This is a genomic window from Gemmatimonadota bacterium (assembly GCA_016704275.1).
Classification (GTDB): Bacteria; Gemmatimonadota; Gemmatimonadetes; order Gemmatimonadales; family GWC2-71-9; genus Palsa-1233.
In genome coordinates this window covers 672,049-689,752 of record JADJAK010000001.1, presented here as the reverse complement: position 1 = coordinate 689,752, position 17,704 = coordinate 672,049, and the positions used below count along the sequence as shown (strand labels likewise).

Here is a 17,704-nt window from a genome sequence, read left to right as displayed (position 1 = left end):
GTTACTCCTCCCCTTCGGCCGTGGTGCCCAGGGTGACCTTGAGCCCGAGGGCCTGCAGTTCCTTGACGAGCACGTTGAACGACTCCTGGATGCCGGGTTCCGGCAGGTTCTGCCCCTTCACGATGGCCTCGTACACGCGGCTGCGGCCGTTGACGTCGTCGGACTTGACGGTCAGCATCTCCTGCAGCACGTGCGCGGCGCCGTAGGCCTCCAGCGCCCAGACTTCCATTTCGCCGAAGCGCTGGCCGCCGAACTGCGCCTTGCCGGCGAGCGGCTGCTGCGTCACGAGCGAGTACGGCCCGATCGAACGGGCGTGGATCTTGTCGTCGACCAGGTGGCTCAGCTTGAGCATGTAGATCGTGCCCACCGTCACGTCGCCGGTGAACTCGACGCCCGAGCGGCCGTCACGGAGCCGCGCCTTGCCGGCCGGCGTGAGGCCGGCATGCCGGATGAGCGCGTCGGCCGCTTCGCCGATCTGCTCGGGCGTCGCCTTGCCCGCCGCCACCAGCGCCAGCGAGCCGAGGCCGACGGCCTCGAGCAGCTTGGCATCGTCGGCCTTCGCCGCCGTGGTGATGATCTTCTTCGCGGCCTCGAACTCGGCCTTCGCCGCACCGGTCGACTCCGCGAGGAGCGCGCCGTGCACGGTGAGCTCGGTCTGCCGCTGCGCCCGGAGCCGTCCGGCGAGTTCCGCCGCCGACGCCGTGAGGAACGCTTCGACGGCCTTCGCCAACCCGACCGTGACCTTCGACGCGCCCTTGATCGACAGCGCCTCGACACCGGTCGCATCGAGCGTCGCGCCGACCAGGGACTTGGCGCCCTTCAGGTCGCGCACCAGGGCCTCGACCGTTGCCGCATCGGGCGACGGCGCGGCATGCGCCAACGCCAGCGACTGTCCGGCCCAGCCGAGCCCGGCCAGGCGCAGCAGCACGCCGATCTCGGACTCTTCGGCGCCGCGGAAGACCGGGGTCTTCGCCTTGAAGCCGAGGATCCGGCCGCACCAGCCGAGGTGGGTCTCGAGAATCTGGCCGACGTTCATCCGGCTCGGCACGCCGAGCGGATTGAGCACGATGTCGACCGGAGTGCCATCCGGCAGGAACGGCATGTCCTCTTCCGGCACGATGCGGGAAACGACGCCCTTGTTGCCGTGGCGGCCGGCCATCTTGTCGCCGACGGAGATCTTCCGCTTCTCGGCGCAGTAGACCTTGACCAGCTGGATGACGCCCGGGGGCAGTTCATCCGGCTGGAGAATCTTGTCGATCTGGTCCTCGGCCTTCTCTTCGACCTTGGCCCGCTCCGACGTGGCGGCGTCGAGGGTGGCACGAAGGCGCTCGTTGGCGGCCTTGTCGACCACGCGCAGCGTCTTGAGATCCACCTCGGTGAGGTCGATCGTCTTGAGCAGCGCCTTGGTCAGCTTGGTGCCCTGCGCCTGCAACTCCTCGACACTCCCGGCGCGCAGCATCAGGCCGACGGTCTGGCCGTCGAGCAGTTCGAGCGCTTCCTCGAACATCGCCTGGGTGATGCGGGCCTTCTCCTCGGTCTCGCGGCGGCGCACGTCGCCGATCCGCTCGCCGCGGTCCTTGTCGACCACCGGCCCTTCGACGCGCGAGAAGATCTTCACGTCGATGACGGTGCCCTTCATGCCCGGCGGCACCTTCAGCGACGAGTCCTTCACGTCCTTCGCCTTCTCGCCGAAGATCGCCGTCAGCAGCTTCTCTTCCGGCGACAGCTCGGTCTCGCCCTTCGGCGTGATCTTGCCGACGAGGATGTCGCCCGGCTTGACGTGCGCGCCGATCCGGATGATCCCGCGCTCGTCGAGGTCCACGAGGGCCTCGTCCGAGACATTCGGGATTTCCCGGGTGATCTCTTCCTGGCCGCGCTTGGTGTCGCGGACGTGGAGCTCGAGTTCCTGGATGTGGATCGACGAGTAGACGTCGTCCTTGACCAGGCGCTCGGAGAGGACGATCGCGTCCTCGAAGTTGTGGCCGTACCACGGCATGAACGCGACCAGCACGTTGCTGCCGAGCGCGAGCTCACCGGCCTCGGTCGCGGCGCCGTCGGCGATGATCTGCCCGGCCGCGACCTGCTCGCCCTGATGGACGAGCGGCCGCTGGTTGATCGCGGTGTCCTGGTTGGTGCGCCAGAACTTCTTGACCCGGTACCGGTCGATCCGCGCGAGGCGGCCGAGCGGAACGGCGCGGTCCGTCGCCTCGACGCCCGCATCGACGATGATCTCGTCGGCGGTGACGCGGGTGACGGTGCCGGCGCGCTTGGCGATGATCACCGCGCCCGAGTCCGAGGCGACCTTCCCCTCGAGCCCGGTGCCCACGACGGGCGACTGCGGGAAGAGGAGCGGCACCGACTGACGCTGCATGTTCGAGCCCATCAGCGCGCGGTTCGCGTCGTCGTGCTCGAGGAACGGAATCAGCGCGGCGGCGATGGAGACGAGCTGCTCCGGCGCCACGTCCATGTAGTCGATCCGGGCCGGCGGCATCAGCGGATAGTCGTCGCCGCGCCGCGTCAGCACCATCGAGTCGACGAAGGTGCCCTGCTCGGTCAGCGGCGCGTTCGCCTGCGCCACCGCAAACTCTTCTTCATCGCTGGCCGAGAGCCAGTGCAGCTCGTCGGTGACCTTGCCCTGCTTCACGACGCGATACGGCGTCTCGATGAAGCCGAGCTCGTTGATCCGCGCGAAGGTCGCGAGCGACGTGATGAGGCCGATGTTCGGGCCTTCCGGCGTCTCGATCGGGCACATCCGGCCGTACTGCGAATAGTGCACGTCGCGGACTTCGAAGCCGGCGCGCTCGCGGGTCAGGCCGCCCGGCCCGAGGGCCGAGAGCCGGCGCTTGTTGGTCAGCTCCGCCAGCGGATTGGTCTGGTCCATGAACTGCGACAGCTGCGAGCTGCCGAAGAACGCCTGGATGACCGCCGAGACGGTGCGGGCGTTGACCAGGTCGTCGAGCGAGATCTTCTCCGGATCGGAGTTGATGCTCATCCGCTCCTTGACCAGGCGCGCCATCCGCGAGAGGCCGACCGAGAACTGGTTGGCGATCAGCTCGCCGACCGACCGGATCCGGCGGTTGCCGAGGTGGTCGATGTCGTCGGTGTTGCCGCGACCGTCATGCAGGTCGATCAGGTAGCGGACGATCGCGATGAAGTCCTCTTCGGTGAGGACCGTGTGGTTCGGATCGACCTTCAGCCGGAGCCGCTGGTTGATCTTGTACCGGCCCACGCGCCCGAGGTCGTAGCGCTTCGGGTTGAAGAAGAGCTTCTGGATCTGCTGCCGGGCCGTCTCGAGGTTCGGCGCATCGCCCGGCCGGAGGAGGGCGTAGATCTGCTCCAGCGCCTCCTGCTCCGAGTGCGTCGGGTCCTTCGAGAGGGTGTTGCGGATGAGCGGCGACTCCCCCTTCCCGGCCGGGAGGAGGATCTCGACCTTCTGCACGCCGGCCTTGAGGAGCTTGGCGCGGAGCTTGTCGGTCAGGTCCGTGCCGGCCTCGGCGAGGACTTCGCCGGTGTCCGGCTCGGCCACCGCGAAGGCGAGCACGTGCGCGCTGCGGTCGCGGTTCGACGTCGGCACTTCATCCTCGCGCAGATCGAGGATGGTGTAGCCGGCGAAGACGCGCACCTGCTTGACGCCCACGTGGCGCATCGCCTGGAGGCGTTCCGGGGTCAGCTCCTCGCCGGTCTTGCCGAGCGGGGCGCCGCCCTTCTCTTCGGGGTTCGGGACGTCGGCGGCGAGCATCGCCCCGACGATTTCCCGGCGTTCCTGGCGCGAGTCGGCGCGGCCGGTGATGTCGAGCATCTTCTCGGCGAAGAACAGCCGGAGGATGTCGGCATTGTGGCCGTGGCCGAAGGCGCGCAACAGCGCCGTCGCCGGGAACTTCTTCTTCTTGTCGATGTGGACGTAGATCACGTCGTGGATGTCGATCGTGAACTCGACCCACGAGCCGCGGAACGGGATGATCCGCGCCGAGAAGAGGCGCTGCCCGTTCGGGTGGGTGTCCTCTTCGAAGACGACGCCCGGCGACCGGTGCAGCTGCGAGACGACGACGCGCTCGGCGCCGTTGATCACGAAGGTGCCCAGGGGGGTCATGCACGGCAATTCGCCGAGATAGACCTCCTTCTCGATGGCGTTCTTCAGACGCCGCTGCCCGTCCACTTCCTCGAACACGTCGAGGCGGAGCTTGGTGCGGAGCGGGGCCGCATAGGTCATGTCCCGCTCGATGCACTCCTCGACCGTGTACTTCGGCTCGCCCAGCGCGTAGCTGACGAACTCGAGCGAGTACTTCCCGTTCACGTCGGCGATCGGGAAGAGGTCGCGGAAGACGCGCTCCAGGGAGACGTCCTGGCGATCGCCGTCGACGTCATCGGGCACGAGCAGGGACTCAAAGGCCCTGGTCTGAATGTCGAGCAGGTGGGGCATCTGCATGCCGCCCTGCATCGAAGAGAATTGAATCACCGGCAGCGTATCAGGCATCGCCCCATCCCGTGCAAATGGCCACGGCAGTGCCGAAGCCCCCGCGCTGGGCGGGGGCTGGCACTGTCGTCATGCAGAACTCGAGTTCGCGTTCAGTCGGCATCGCGTCTCACTGAGAGTGACCGTGACAAAGGGGAGAGATCCCTCACCGGCAGCAGTCGCTACCGGTTCGGGATGACCCCCTTCGGGGGTCACTTCAGCTCGACGCTCGCGCCCTGCTCCTCAAGCCGCTTCTTCATTTCCTCGGCCTCGGCCTTGGAGACGCCGTCCTTCACGGTGCTCGGCGCGCCATCGACCAGGTCCTTGGCTTCCTTCAGGCCGAGCGAGGTGATCTCGCGGACGACCTTGATCACGTTGATCTTCTTCTCGCCACCCGCCTTGAGGATGACGGCGAACTCCGTCTGCTCCTCGACCACGGCCGCGGCCGCGCCGCCGCCACCCGCCGCCGGAGCGGCCGCGATGGAGACGTTGAACTTCGTGGTGAAGGCCTCGATCAAGTCGGCCAGTTCGAGCACGGTCTTGTTGCCGATCGCGTCGATGATTTCGTCGTTGCTGAGCATAGTCGCCATGATTGTATCTCCCGTATGTTACGCGGCCGAGCTGGCCGAACGCTGTTCGCGGAGCGCCTCGAGCGCACCGACCACCTGATAGAGGACTCCGTTGAGCGCGCCGGCAAACTGGCCGAGCAGCACCTCCCGCGGGGGGATCTCGCCGAGACGCTTCACGTACGCCGGGGCAACGGCCTTGCCGTCGACCCACCCGGCCTTCACGGTCGGCTTCTCGTGTTCCTTGGCGAACTCGCCGATCACCTTGGCCGCCGCCATCGGGTCCCCGCCTGCGAAGACGAGGCCGGTGTTGCCGGTCAGGTGACTGTCGAGATCCGCGATGCTGTTCGCGGCCAGCGCCCGCTGGGCCAGCGTGTTCTTGACCACGACGTACTGTCCACCCGCCGCCCGGAGGCGCCGGCGGAACTCCGTCATCTTCAGCACGTTGAGGCCGCTGAAGTCGGTGACGAAGAGCGTCGGGGAGGCCTTGATGGCCTCGGTCAGCATGGCGACTTCCGCATGCCGTTCAATCTTGCTCATCGGTACCCCGCGGTGTCGAGCTTGATGCCGGGGCCCATCGTCGCGCTGACGGTCGCCGAGCGGACGTAGGTCCCCTTGGCGGCCGACGGCTTGGCCTTCACGATGGTCTCCATGAATGCGTCGAGGTTCGCCGCCAGCTGTTCGCCGGAGAACGAGACCTTGCCGATCGGAGCATGGACGTTCCCCGTCTTGTCGACGCGGAACTCGATCTTGCCCGCCTTGATCTCCTTGACGGCCTTCGCCACATCCATCGTGACGGTGCCCGCCTTCGGATTCGGCATCAGGCCGCGCGGACCGAGGATCCGGCCGAGCGCGCCCAGCTGCCCCATGACGTCCGGCGTGGCGACGATGACGTCGCACTCCAGCCAGCCTTCCTTCAGCTTGGCCAGATACTCGAGCCCGACGAAGTCGGCACCCGCCGCCTCGGCGTCCTTGGCCCGGTCGCCCTGGGCGACGACGAGCACGCGGACCGTCTTGCCGGTGCCGTGCGGGAGGATCACCGTGCCGCGGACCACCTGGTCAGCGTGACGCGGATCCACCCCGAGACGGACGGCGACGTCCACCGTCGCGTCGATCTTGGCGTACGTGGTCTGCTTGACGAGGTCCACCGCCTCGGACGTCGAATGCATCCGGGTGGTGTCGACCTTGGCCGCCGCAGCGCGATACTTCTTGCCCTGGGTCGCCATCAGTCGATGACCTCCAGCCCCATCGACCGTGCGGTCCCGGCGATCATGCGCATCGCGGAATCGATGTCGGAGGCGTTCAGGTCGACCATCTTGATCTCGGCGATCTTCCGCACCTGCGCGGAGGTCACCTTCCCGATCTTGGTGCGGTTCGGCGCGGCGCTGCCCTTCTCCACTCCGGCTTCCTTCAGCAGGAGGTTCGGCGCAGGCGGGGTCTTGGTGATGAACGTGAACGTGCGATCACCGAAGATCGTCACGACCACGGGAATCACCATTCCCGACTGCGCCTGGGTGCGCGCGTTGAACTGCTTGCAGAATTCCATGATGTTGACCCCGTGCGGGCCAAGCGCCGTGCCGACCGGGGGTGCGGGATTCGCCGCGCCAGCCGGACACTGCAGCTTCACCATGGCTGTGATCTTCTTGGCCATGTTACTCCTGTAACGGTGCCCGCTGGCTGCGCGGGACACCGAATGACGGACCAGCGGTCATCGCTGGACCTGCCGCCGATTGACCCGGGGCGGTCGCCGGGGGAGAAGGATCTCTCCGGTCCTGCATCACCATATCGATGATCGATGATCGATCATCGATGATCGATAATTCCTAGTGACCCCGAAGCTGCAAGTAGTCCAGCTCCACCGTCGTCGGCCGCCCGAAGAGCGACACCGACACCTTGACCTTCCCCTTGTCGGCGAGCACATCCTCGACGACGCCGGAGAAGTCCGAGAACGGTCCTTCGGTGATCTCGACCGCCTGGCCGACGAGGAACGGAATCTCCTCCTTCGGGGCGGACTCGGCTTCCGGCTCGGCCATGCCGAGGAGCCGCTTCACTTCGTCATCGCGGAGCGCCAACGGCGCCTTGCCGGTCCCGACGAACTTGATCACGCCCTGGATCGAGTTCACGACGTGCTGCGCTTCCTGGCTCAGCCCCATCTGCACGATCACATAGCCCGGATAGAGCTTCCGCTCGACCGTGACCTTCTTGCCGTTCTTGATCTCGACCACTTCCTGCGTCGGCACCAGCGCCCGGGCGACCAGCTTCTGCCCTTCGGGCCGCGGGTCATCCTTGATGCGCTGCTCGAGCAGCATGCGGACCTTGTTCTCGTGGCCCGCGGTCGTCTGGATCGCGTACCAGCGATACGTCACTTCGGTGTCGCTCATCGGGCCAGCGCGGCAACGCCGTCGACGAGCACCTTCTGGAGCAGCCAGTCCACCAGACCGAGCACGACGCCGAAGATGGCGGCACCGATGAGGACGGCGCGCGTCGCCTTGACGAGCTCGTCCTTCGGTGGCCAGCTGACCTTGTCCATCTCGGCGCGGGTGTCGAGGAGGAAGCCCTGTGCCGAGGCCAGCTTCCCCGTCGAGACCGTCGCGACCTGCGTGTCCTGATCCGTCATGTCCACTCCGTGCCTGGGCCTGCTCGCGGGCGCCGTATGCTGCGCCCCTCCATCGATTCCCGTCAGCCCGGACATCCGTACGGGCGACGCATGCGTCGCCCCTACCGATCATCCGCCCGCGTGGGCGGAGCTACTTCAAGATCTTGGTCACGACCCCGGCGCCGACCGTGCGGCCACCCTCGCGGATCGCGAAGCGCAGCCCCTCGTCCATCGCCACCGGCGTGATCAGCGTGATCGTCATCTGGATGTTGTCGCCCGGCATCACCATCTCCACGCCCGCCGGCAACTCGCAGCTCCCCGTCACGTCCGTCGTGCGGAAGTAGAACTGCGGCCGGTAGCCCTTGAAGAACGGCGTGTGACGGCCCCCTTCATCCTTGCCCAGCACGTAGACCTCGGCCTCGAACTCCGTGTGCGGCTTCACCGACCCCGGCTTCGCCAGCACCATCCCGCGCTCGATTTCGTTCTTGTCCACGCCCCGGAGCAGCAACCCGACGTTGTCGCCCGCCATGCCCGAGTCCAGCAGCTTGCGGAACATCTCGACGCCCGTCACGATCGCCTTCTTCTCCGCCCCCGAAGCCCACCAGCTGGACCTCTTCCTGCACCTTGACCTGGCCGCGCTCGATCCGGCCCGTCGCCACCGTGCCGCGGCCGGTGATCGAGAACACGTCCTCGACCGGCATCAGGAACGGCTTGTCGGTCTCGCGGATCGGCTCCGGGATGTACGTGTCCAGCGCGTCGTACAGCTCCTGGATCTTCTCGACCCACACCGGATCGCCCTCGATCGCCTTGATCGCCGAGCCCCCGGATCACCGGCGCGTTGTCGCCGTCGAACTGGTACTGCGTCAACAGCTCGCGGACCTCGAGCTCGACCAGGTCGAGCAGTTCCGCGTCGTCGACCAGGTCGCACTTGTTCAGGAAGACCACGACCTTCGGCACGTTCACCTGGCGCGCCAGGAGGATGTGCTCGCGGGTCTGCGGCATCGGGCCGTCCACGGCCGACACCACGAGGATCGCGCCGTCCATCTGCGCGGCACCCGTGATCATGTTCTTCACGTAGTCGGCGTGGCCCGGGCAGTCGACGTGCGCGTAGTGGCGGTTCGCCGTCTCGTACTCGACGTGCGAGGTCGCGATCGTCAGGATCTTCGTCGAGTCACGACGCCCCTGCGATTCCGACGCCTTCGCCACTTCGTCGTACGCCACGTACTTCGTCCCGAAGCCCTTGTCGGCCGAGACCTTCGTCAGCGCGGCCGTCGTCGTCGTCTTGCCGTGGTCGACGTGACCGATCGTCCCGACGTTCACGTGCGGCTTGCTGCGGTCAAACTTTGCCTTGGCCATGTCCCGATCCTCGAAAGTTCTGGTTCAGTGCTACGGTCGTAAGTCGTATGTCGTAGGTCGTAGGTCGTGTCCGGTCGGAGTTGCCTACGACCTATGACCTACGACCTATGACCGTTTTCCCTGACACGACGCGCCGGGCGCGGGAACCTCGCCCCGCCTGCCCGGCGTGCCTTGGGCGTCCACTTGGCACGCCCCGTCCTGCCGTGTTGTCCGACCGAGCCCTCGCGGGCTCGACGGTCCCTCAGAGCTCACGACCGGGATCGAACCGGTGACCTCATCCTTACCAAGGATGTGCTCTACCGACTGAGCTACGTGAGCAAGCGGGCGACGGGACTCGAACCCGCGACCCTCAGCTTGGAAGGCTGATGCTCTACCAACTGAGCTACACCCGCATCGGGCCGTGTCCGTACGCCAACTTCGGTACCACATGGTGGGGGTAGGATTCGAACCTACGTAGGGCGTAGCCCGGCAGATTTACAGTCTGCTGCCATTAGCCACTCGGCCACCCCACCGTCTCCTGCCCTACCCTCGCCGCTGGAGCTGACGGAGGGGATCGAACCCACGACCGCCCGATTACAAATCGGGTGCTCTACCAACTGAGCTACGTCAGCCTACAAAAAAAGGCCGTTCGACCGACAGACCCTCAACTTACCTGCCTCGGAAAGCAACGTCAACGGGGCCTTATCGGCGCTGTACCTCGGCGGTCCCGTCCCGGTTGTCGCGGACATCCCACCCCGCCTCCGCCAGGAGCCCGCGAATCCGATCGGCTTCGGCAAAGTTTCGGGTTTGCTTGGCCACCAGTCGACGCCCTGCCCAGCCCAAAGCCCATGCCTGTTGAGCGGCCGGTTCCGCCGGCGCCGCCTCGTCGAGGTCCTCCGCACTGGTCGCTCCCGTCGCCGGGAGCTGGAAGCCCGCCGCCGGCGTCGGAAGCACCTGCAGCACGTCCGTCGCCTTGGCCCACGCCGCACGGAAGGCCGGCCCGGGCTGCTCGCCGGCGTCGAGGAGGCGATTCCCTTCCCGAGCAGCCTCGAACAGCGCAGCCAGCGCCCGCGGGGTGTTGAGATCGTCGTTCATGGCCGTCGCGAAGTCGGCGGCGAGGGTGGTGCCGACCGCCTCGAATGCCGGGCTGCCGTCCGTCTCCGAAATCTGGGCGATGCGCGCAGCGAGTGCGCCGAGGCGTCGCGACCCCTCGCGCGCCGAATCCAGCGCCTGGTCGGTGAAGTCGAGCGGCGCGCGGTACTGGGTCGTGGCCAGCAGCAGGCGCACGGTCCCGGCGTCGACCTTCTCCTCGCGCAGGTCGCGGGCCGTGAGGATGTTGCCGAAGCGCTTCGACATCTTGGTGCCGGCCATCGTCAGGAACTCGCCATGCATCCAGACACGCGCAAAGTCCGCCTTCCCCGTGTGGGCGCAGCTCTGCGCGATCTCATCCTCGTGGTGCGGGAAGACGAGGTCGATGCCGCCTGCGTGGATGTCGAGCACATCGGTGCCGAGCTGCTTCCCGATCAGGTCGAGCGCCATGGCGGAGCACTCGAGGTGCCAGCCCGGACGACCGCGTCCGAACGGCGCATCCCACGCGGCGCCGACCGCTTCATCTTCGTCGCGCGCCGCCTTCCAGAGGACGAAGTCGCGCGCGTCCTCCTTGGCGTATTCGTCGGCGAGCGTGCGACCACCGGCGCCGGCCTGCAGTTCGCGCGTGTCGAGCCGCGAGAGCTTGCCGTAGGCGGGATAGCGGCCGATCGCGAAATACACCGAGCCGTCGTCACCCTTGTAGGCGACGCCCTTGGCAAGCAGCGACTCCACCAACGCGATCATCGGCGCGACGTATTCGGTGGCGCGCGGATAGACGTGCGCCGGCAGGAGGCGCAGGTAGCCGCTGTCCTCGCGGAAGGCGTCGATGAAGCGGACCACATGGTCGGCCAGCGACGCGCCCGCCGCGGCCGCGCCGCGGATCGTCTTGTCGTCGACGTCGGTGAGGTTCATCACGTGGAAGACATCGTAGCCGCTGGCCTCGAGCCACCGGCGCAGCACATCTTCGAAGAGGAAGGTGCGGAAGTTGCCGATGTGCGCGTAGTTGTAGACCGTCGGCCCGCAGGTGTAGAGCGAGACGTGGGGGGCCTTGAGGGGAACGAAGTCCTCGACGGACCGCGTCATCGTGTTGTAGAGCCGGAGTGTCACGCGCCCCCCGCGGCGGCATCGGTGATCGCGGCGCGGGTCGCCGGATCATCCGGCGCCGCGCCATGATGGCGAACATGGACGGTCCGCTGCGGGAACGGGATCTCCACCCCCTCGCGGTCGAGCCGGATCTTCGCGAGGCGGCGGAATTCCCGCCCCGCCTCCCACTGGTTGCCGGGCTGGGTGCGCAGCAGGACGCGAATCGTCACGGCGTTGTCGCCCAGCGACTGCACGCCCACCACCTCGGGCATCCCGTCGAGCTTCGGCACCCAGGCATCGGCCTCGCCGAACTGCTTCGCCTCATCACGAAGGATCGCGAGCACCGCATCGACATCCGCGTCATAGGCGACACCGATGTCGACCACGGCGCGCGACCAACCGCGGGTCTTGTTGCTGACCGTCAGGATCTGGCCATTCGGCACGATGTGCAGGACGCCCTCGAGGTCGCGCAGCATCACGACGCGCAAGGTCATCTTCTCGACGCTGCCGGTCTTCCCGGCGATTTCGATCACGTCGCCGACGGCGAACTGATTCTCGACGAGGATGAAGAAGCCGCTGATCACGTCCTTCACCAACGACTGCGACCCGAAGGAGACGGCGAGGGCGAGGATGCCGGCGCCGCCCAACAGCGGCGTGATGTCGACAAACTGGTTCAGCGTCAGCACGATCGTGAAGAGGACGATCACGATCTTGCCCACGCCTCGCAACAGTTCGGCGATCGTCTGCGCGCGCTTCTCGTGTGACGACAGGCGGGTGTCGTCGCCATCGTCGGCCGCGAGGACGATGCGGTCGGCGACGACGAGCACGACGCGCCACGCGACGAAGGCCGCCACCCAGAGGAGCAGTACTTTCACGCCAGCGGCGCGGAACTCCTCCAGCTTGATGCCGAAGAGCGACAGCATGCTCTCGACCGAGGCCATCAGGTCGAAGAGGACAGTGGGGACGAGCCGATTCATCCCGGCAACTTGTCCACCCGACGGGGGCGGGTCAACGGCGGGCGGCCGTCACGGCTCGATCACCACGATCGCCCGGCGCACGCTGACCGTCCGACCGCCTTCCTCGACCGTCACCGTGAGCCAGTGGCGGCCGGCCGGGAGCTTGTCCAGCGCCAGGCTGCGGCGGATCGGCGTCAGCGGTCCGGTGGCGCGCTCGGTGCTCACCAGTCGGACCATCCGATCCGTCCGACCGGACATCGGGCGAACCTCCAGCGTCGTCCGATATGGGGTCCCGTCCGGCAACCCGTGCACCTGGTAGTACAGCTCGACGGTGCCACCCTTCGGCCAGACGCCCAGGGTGTTCAGGGGGAAGCCGACGCCGTCGCCGGGCCAGCGGGTCGGCGAGTTCGCGACGCCGGTGAGGATGTCGCTGATCGCGAGCGTCGCCTCCGGCACGACCAGGCCGCGCTGCAGGCCGAAGGCCCCGACGGTGTCGCCGTGCTGCGAGAGCCGCACGGCCACCTGCCACGTCCCGGCGGTCAGCGGGAGTTCGAGCCACCCGCTGATGTTCTCCTTCGCCGCCGCGCCGCTGGGCGCGACGAACTGGCGCAGCGTGTCCAGCACGACCGTCGCACCACTCTGTGCTTCGTACGCCACGACCCGGAACTGCACCGGCGTGACCTGCCGGCCATCCGCAGCGGTTTCGACCACGAGCGGCGCGCGTGGAATCGCGAAGGTGACCAGCGCGCGCGCCGTGCCGTCGCGGGTGGTGCCGACCGCAAAGCTCTGCAGGACGGCGTTCCACGGCTCACGGATCAGCGGCGTGTCGGAATCGCTGCTCGTGCCGGTGTGGGCATCGTCCCGACTCTTCTTGATGGCCAGCGTGACGGCCTGGATGCAGCTCTTCTCCACGATCGTGCGCTCGATCGCCATGCGCGCCGCGGCGGCGGCGTACTCGGGCAACAACGTGCCACGCCGCTGCCATTCCCCGAAGTAGCCGTTGACCGGCAAGTACCCCGACAACGTCGTCGGCGCCATCGAGCCGAGCGCGTCACTGCCGCGAAAGTGCAGCAGCCGCCAGCCCCCCTCGAACCAGTAGAGCCACGATTCGTTCTGTCGCATCTTGAGCCGTGTCTCGTCCTCCAGCTCGGCGCGCGTACTGAGCCGCCGTTCGCGGAAGAGGCTCGAGGAGGAGAACGAGTTGGTGCTGTCGAGCGGCATGATCGAGTCGCCGGTTCCCCCAAGGCCGCCGACAATGCGCCGCATCGGTTCGCCGTGGCGCAGGTAGATCAGGCCGCGATGATCGAGCAGCGGCTCGAGCGCGCGCACGTCGCCGGAGAGCGTCGGTTGCATACGCGCCAACGTTTCGTACAGCGCGGCGTCACTGCCGATGCACTGATCGAGGCCCTCGAAGAGGTACTCGACGCGGCGAAACTGCGTGCGACGCTCGGGGATGAAGACGCGATAATCGCGGAACGCCTTGACCCAGCGGCGGAGATGTTCCTCGAGGCGCTCGCCGGGGAGATTCGCGGCGGCGGCATCGCGTTCGGCCCAGAAGCGCCGAAGCCACGGGGCCACGGCGCCCTCGGGGACGGCATCGAAGGTCGCGAGGGTGTCGCCGACGAGGATCCACGCCAGGTCAAAGCGGTAGGCCTCGCGGGTGGCCGGCGTGACGCGCTGAACGCCGGCCCAGTAGGCGGCCCCCGCCTCGGAGGGCCGGCCGAGGGCCATGAGCGTGCGCGCGCGCTCGAGTTGGGCTCGTCCGACATCACCGCCGAAGCGTTCGGCCTCGCTGAACCGCACCAGGGCGCTGTCGAGCTGCCCCTTCCGGCGCAGCTCCCGGCCCCAGATCAGGAGGACGTCGGGATCGCGCGGGGCGGCCTGCGTGAGCACCGCGAGCGCCTTGCGTTGATCGCGCCCGAGGCTCCGATCGCCACCGGCGAGCAGGAGGTCGAGCGCCATGCGCCGCGCGGGAGCAAAATCGGGCGCCCGCTCGAGGGCGTCGTGCAGATGGCGCCAGATGGCATCGGGGTAGGCCTCGCCCTCGAACTGCCCCTCATTGACTGCGGGGGGCGCGCCGGCGCGCCAGAGGGCGAGCAGCGCACGGGCCGAGAGGTAATAGCCCCATGGTGCGTCGCGCTGCTGCTTCTCGGTGAGCGTGGTGCGTCGCAACGCCAGCGAGAGTTCCCGTCGATCGCCCGACAACTCGCCGCGCCGCACTCGCCACAGCGTCTCGGCGACGTCAGCGGTCGCCCCACCCGCCGCCAATGCCGTGCCCACCGCAGGCAGCGAGGCGACAGCCGAGGAGGCGATCAGCATGGAGTCCCAGCCGAGGAGGCGTGGCGCGTCGAGGCGCTGCGCCGACGCGCCAGTGACCAGGGCCGCGGTGAGTGCAGTGACGAGGCGGAACGACGTGGCGCGGGGCATGGGCGCTACTCCAGGTCGAGGATCACCGTCCGACGGGCGAGCAACGCGCCGGTCTTGTCGCCGACTCGCACTTCCATCGAATACCGGCCAGGCTTCAGTTGCGAGAGGTCGAGGATGCGATTGACGCCGGTCACGCCATCGGGCAGCTCGCCGGTGAACGAGACCTGAATCGCCGCCGGCTGTTCCGCCCCCTCGGCAACGCTGCGCACCTCGATCGTGGTGCCGGCCGCGGCGATTGCGCCCTGCGCACGGACTTGATAGAAGAGGTGCAGCGGTTCTCCCCGCTTGATCGTGCCGCCGGGCGAGAGATAGATCCGTTCCGACCGGAGCACCCAAGAGAGTCCGCGCGACTCCGGCGCGACGATGAGCGACGAGAGCGCGACCGCATCCCCCCGATTCGGAACGGCGGTCCCGTACGCGCGCCCCCAGCGACGATCCGGCTGGGCGGCCGTCAGCCCCCAGCTTCCGACGCCACCGACGCCGGCCAGCGTCGCGAAACCGGTGAGGTGCGTCTCGCTGCTCCGCGCCTTCGGCACGAGGAACTCGCGCGTGAGCGAGTCCTCCTTCCACTCCGCCGTGAGCGGATGCCACCTCGCCAGGGCGAGGAGGACGCGAGCAGATTCCCTTCCTGCGCTGTCCTTCACCACGTTGAGGTCGCCCAGGCGCAGGCCGTAAGCGATCACCGCCAGTGGTTCCTCGCTCACCGGATCCCAGAGCTGTGCCAGCTGCGCCACCGCATGGATCGGCCGCTGACTCGGCGGCGAGTTGTCGTCCTTCGTGGTGGCAATGCCGATGTATTCGCGATCCGCCTCGCGCAGCCGCTGCACCTGCTCTTGGGGAATCGCTCCACGTTCGGCCATGCTGCAGCGCCACTGGTCGAGGCCGCACTGCCACGTGCCGACGATCCCGGTCATGAGTGTCGTCGTCCCGGCGCTCCCGTCATAATCGACTTCGCCAAACGTGACAAACATCGGCGTGCCATCAATGTCATAGCGCCAGGTCATGTAGGCCCTGGCACCGGCCGCCGGCGTGTTCACCGCGATCTTGTCCGGCGCCCCGAAGCGCATGTAGATCACGCCGCGATCGTCGAAGTCCACCTGCCACCGGCGGTATTCGTTCCAGGTCGTCCCATTGGTGCTCTCGCCCGTCTCGGTGACGCCCTGGAAGACCCCGGCCTTGGACCGTGAGGCTGAACGCGACTCGGAGGGAATCGATAGCCGAAAATTCTTCTCGACATGTTCGAGTCGTGCAAAGTGTTCCGCCAATCGACTGCCCGGCGGCCGGCCATCGCGCACGTCGCGCTCGATCAACCGATCGCGGACCCAGGTGCCTCGGCTGGAGTCGTCCACCTCGCTCCACGCTGCGCGCTCCGCCGGCGAGACGAACCACTGCAGGTGCCAGTCGACGTCGAGCTGTGCCAGGGTGTCGTGGGCCGCGCCCGCGCCGTCGATGAAGTGCGCCACCCCGCCGAGCGAGTCACCCTCCCGGAAGGCCTGCCGCGTCAGGCGCAGCAGGTGCCAGGTCGAGTCGAGCCCCGCGGCGAGCGCGGTGTCGGCACAGGCATGCGTACTGGCCGCATCACCGCTCCGGACGGCGAAGTCGCTGCAGGCGCGCAGCACCACGGGCGCACGCACCCCCGAGTCCACCGCCGCCCGCATCAGCGCGGCCAACCGGGGCAAGTCCTCCGGCTCGGCGTCCGCTGTCGTCAGCAACGCCAGGAGTTCGCCTGCGGGACGGTCAGCCGGCGCGAGGGCCAGCGCGCGCAGGGCGCCGTCAATCGCCCCGGCGCCCCACGACGTGCCGGGACTCATCAGGTGACTGCCCCGTGCCGATGGGGCGTCGATGATCTGCAGCAGGGCGCGGCCGCAGGCGAGCTCGCGCCACTGCACACCGGTCACCGACCGCCGGGCGTCGCGCACCCGTGCCGCGAGGCGTTCCTCGTTGGCGACCAGCGCCGCGCGATTGAGCGTGGTCGGCAGCGGGCAGAGGGTGCGGATCCGCTCGCCGAGTGCGGGGTCGGCGCCGGGGTACTCCATTGGCGCGAACGGCGCGGCCTGCAGCAGGACACCAAGGGCCAGGGGGAGCAGCACTCAATTGCCTCGTGCGTCGAGGAGGGCACCGGTGAGTCGCACGCTGCCATTGACGATCGGACGGCCGATCGGGCGCGGAGGCGGCGCGCGATTGCCACCGATGGTAATGCTTCGGCCACCCTGGAAGGTCACGAAATTCGACTCGATCGGGGCGAAGATCTCCCAGCGGACCGGCAGCCACGCGCCGCTTTCCAGCCGGGCAAACGCGATCATCCCACCGGCCTTGCCTTCCTTGATGTGGCTCGGAAGGTTGCGATGGACGAAGGTGAATTCTCGGAGGGCCATGTTGGTGGCGTCGAGCACCAGCTCGCCGGAGACGTCGACCAGCTTGGACTTTCCCTTCGGCTCGTACTTGACCCGGATGATCCCGGCCGCCTCGTCCTTGTCGTTCAGGTTGAAGGAATAGCAGTGGGCATCGAGGAACCAGTCGGCAAACAGGACGCGCAAGTCCGGGCCATGGTACACACGCCCGCGCCCCTCCTCGGGGGTCAGCGGACGGGAGAAGCCTTCGTGGCGGAGGATCTCGGGATCCACGCTCTGGAGCGGCCAGGCCGCGAGCTCCCGACGACTGGTGTCGGCACGCACCGTCTTGCCGCGGGAGAGGTCCATCGTCCGCGACACCACTTCCTGGACCGTGAAGCGCGTCCCGAGGCCGAGGGTCGCCTCGATCAGTGTCAGGGAGGCGCGTCCGCCCTCGAGCAGCCGGCCGAGGAGCGGATCGTCGAGGATCTCGCGGCCGCAGGCGCGGCGCTTGCCCGCGGCCACCACGTCCGGCAGGATCGTGGCGGCAGGCTCGAGCCGGAGGTCCGGAACCACCACGTCGGCATCGCTCACCCGCACCATTTCCACCGGACGCAGCGTGAAGCCGATCGCGGTGATCCGGATGCGGTACGCCGCGGGTCCTGGAACGACGAAGCGATAGCCGCCGGTCGGGGAGGCGAGTCCCCGCTGCAGGGCCCGGCCCGTGCTGTCCTGCAACTCGACGAGCGCACCGGCCACCGGCAACCCCTGGACGGCGTCGACGACGCGACCGCGGATGGCCTGCGCATGTCCGAGCGACGGCAGGCCGAGCACAAGCAGTACCAGCAGTCGGAGCCGCCGCATCAGGC

At 68.0% G+C, this 17,704-nt stretch carries 12 protein-coding genes, 4 tRNA genes and 1 pseudogene; all 17 read right to left on the bottom strand.

Annotated elements, in window-relative coordinates; translation table 11 throughout:
• Position 1: 1 nt before the first annotated feature.
• The 17 genes and pseudogenes from rpoB to IPG05_03200 all read right to left on the bottom strand — a co-directional run bounded on the left by rpoB (position 2) and on the right by IPG05_03200 (position 17,699).
• On the bottom strand, positions 2 to 4,438 hold the full coding sequence (gene rpoB / locus IPG05_03280; GenBank protein ID MBK6494113.1) for a DNA-directed RNA polymerase subunit beta: 4,437 nt from the start codon (positions 4,436 to 4,438) through the stop codon (positions 2 to 4).
• Between the two features lie 227 nt (positions 4,439 to 4,665).
• Positions 4,666 to 5,043, bottom strand: a complete 378-nt coding sequence (gene rplL, locus IPG05_03275; protein MBK6494112.1) for a 50S ribosomal protein L7/L12 — start codon at positions 5,041 to 5,043, stop codon at positions 4,666 to 4,668.
• 18 nt (positions 5,044 to 5,061) lie between these two features.
• Complete coding sequence (locus IPG05_03270) at positions 5,062 to 5,559, bottom strand: 50S ribosomal protein L10 (GenBank protein ID MBK6494111.1); 498 nt, start codon at positions 5,557 to 5,559, stop codon at positions 5,062 to 5,064.
• Positions 5,556 to 6,245, bottom strand: coding sequence for a 50S ribosomal protein L1 (locus tag IPG05_03265; GenBank protein ID MBK6494110.1), 690 nt, complete (start codon positions 6,243 to 6,245; stop codon positions 5,556 to 5,558). The genes IPG05_03270 and IPG05_03265 overlap by 4 nt, the downstream gene beginning before the upstream one ends.
• Positions 6,245 to 6,670, bottom strand: coding sequence for a 50S ribosomal protein L11 (rplK, locus tag IPG05_03260; GenBank protein MBK6494109.1), 426 nt, complete (start codon positions 6,668 to 6,670; stop codon positions 6,245 to 6,247). Before rplK ends, IPG05_03265 begins: the two co-directional genes overlap by 1 nt.
• Positions 6,671 to 6,842: 172 nt before the next feature.
• Positions 6,843 to 7,400 carry a transcription termination/antitermination factor NusG gene (nusG, locus tag IPG05_03255; protein MBK6494108.1) on the bottom strand — a complete coding sequence of 186 codons (558 nt, stop codon included), beginning with the start codon at positions 7,398 to 7,400 and terminating at the stop codon, positions 6,843 to 6,845.
• Positions 7,397 to 7,636 (bottom strand): preprotein translocase subunit SecE, encoded by a 240-nt coding sequence (gene secE, locus IPG05_03250; GenBank protein MBK6494107.1) that lies wholly within the window; start codon positions 7,634 to 7,636, stop codon positions 7,397 to 7,399. Before secE ends, nusG begins: the two co-directional genes overlap by 4 nt.
• Positions 7,637 to 7,766: 130 nt before the next feature.
• Positions 7,767 to 8,971 (bottom strand): annotated as a pseudogene (gene tuf, locus IPG05_03245) (elongation factor Tu).
• A 245-nt stretch (positions 8,972 to 9,216) separates the two neighbouring features.
• Positions 9,217 to 9,289: transfer RNA gene (locus tag IPG05_03240), tRNA-Thr, on the bottom strand.
• 1 nt (position 9,290) lies between these two features.
• Positions 9,291 to 9,363, bottom strand: a tRNA-Gly gene (locus IPG05_03235).
• Positions 9,364 to 9,399: 36 nt separating this feature from the next.
• Positions 9,400 to 9,483, bottom strand: a tRNA-Tyr gene (locus IPG05_03230).
• Between the two features lie 23 nt (positions 9,484 to 9,506).
• Positions 9,507 to 9,582 (bottom strand) — tRNA-Thr (locus tag IPG05_03225).
• A 70-nt stretch (positions 9,583 to 9,652) separates the two neighbouring features.
• Positions 9,653 to 11,146 carry a cysteine--tRNA ligase gene (locus tag IPG05_03220; GenBank protein MBK6494106.1) on the bottom strand — a complete coding sequence of 498 codons (1,494 nt, stop codon included), beginning with the start codon at positions 11,144 to 11,146 and terminating at the stop codon, positions 9,653 to 9,655.
• Positions 11,143 to 12,099: a mechanosensitive ion channel family protein gene (locus tag IPG05_03215; protein ID MBK6494105.1), complete on the bottom strand. Its 957-nt coding sequence runs from the start codon at positions 12,097 to 12,099 to the stop codon at positions 11,143 to 11,145. The genes IPG05_03220 and IPG05_03215 overlap by 4 nt, the downstream gene beginning before the upstream one ends.
• A gap of 48 nt (positions 12,100 to 12,147) precedes the next feature.
• Positions 12,148 to 14,505, bottom strand: a complete 2,358-nt coding sequence (locus tag IPG05_03210; protein MBK6494104.1) for a hypothetical protein — start codon at positions 14,503 to 14,505, stop codon at positions 12,148 to 12,150.
• Between the two features lie 5 nt (positions 14,506 to 14,510).
• Positions 14,511 to 16,595: a hypothetical protein gene (locus IPG05_03205; GenBank protein ID MBK6494103.1), complete on the bottom strand. Its 2,085-nt coding sequence runs from the start codon at positions 16,593 to 16,595 to the stop codon at positions 14,511 to 14,513.
• The gene (locus tag IPG05_03200; GenBank protein ID MBK6494102.1) at positions 16,596 to 17,699 is read right to left on the bottom strand and encodes a carboxypeptidase regulatory-like domain-containing protein; all 1,104 of its coding nucleotides are present in this window, start codon (positions 17,697 to 17,699) and stop codon (positions 16,596 to 16,598) included. It abuts the gene before it with no gap.
• Positions 17,700 to 17,704: the final 5 nt, after the last annotated feature.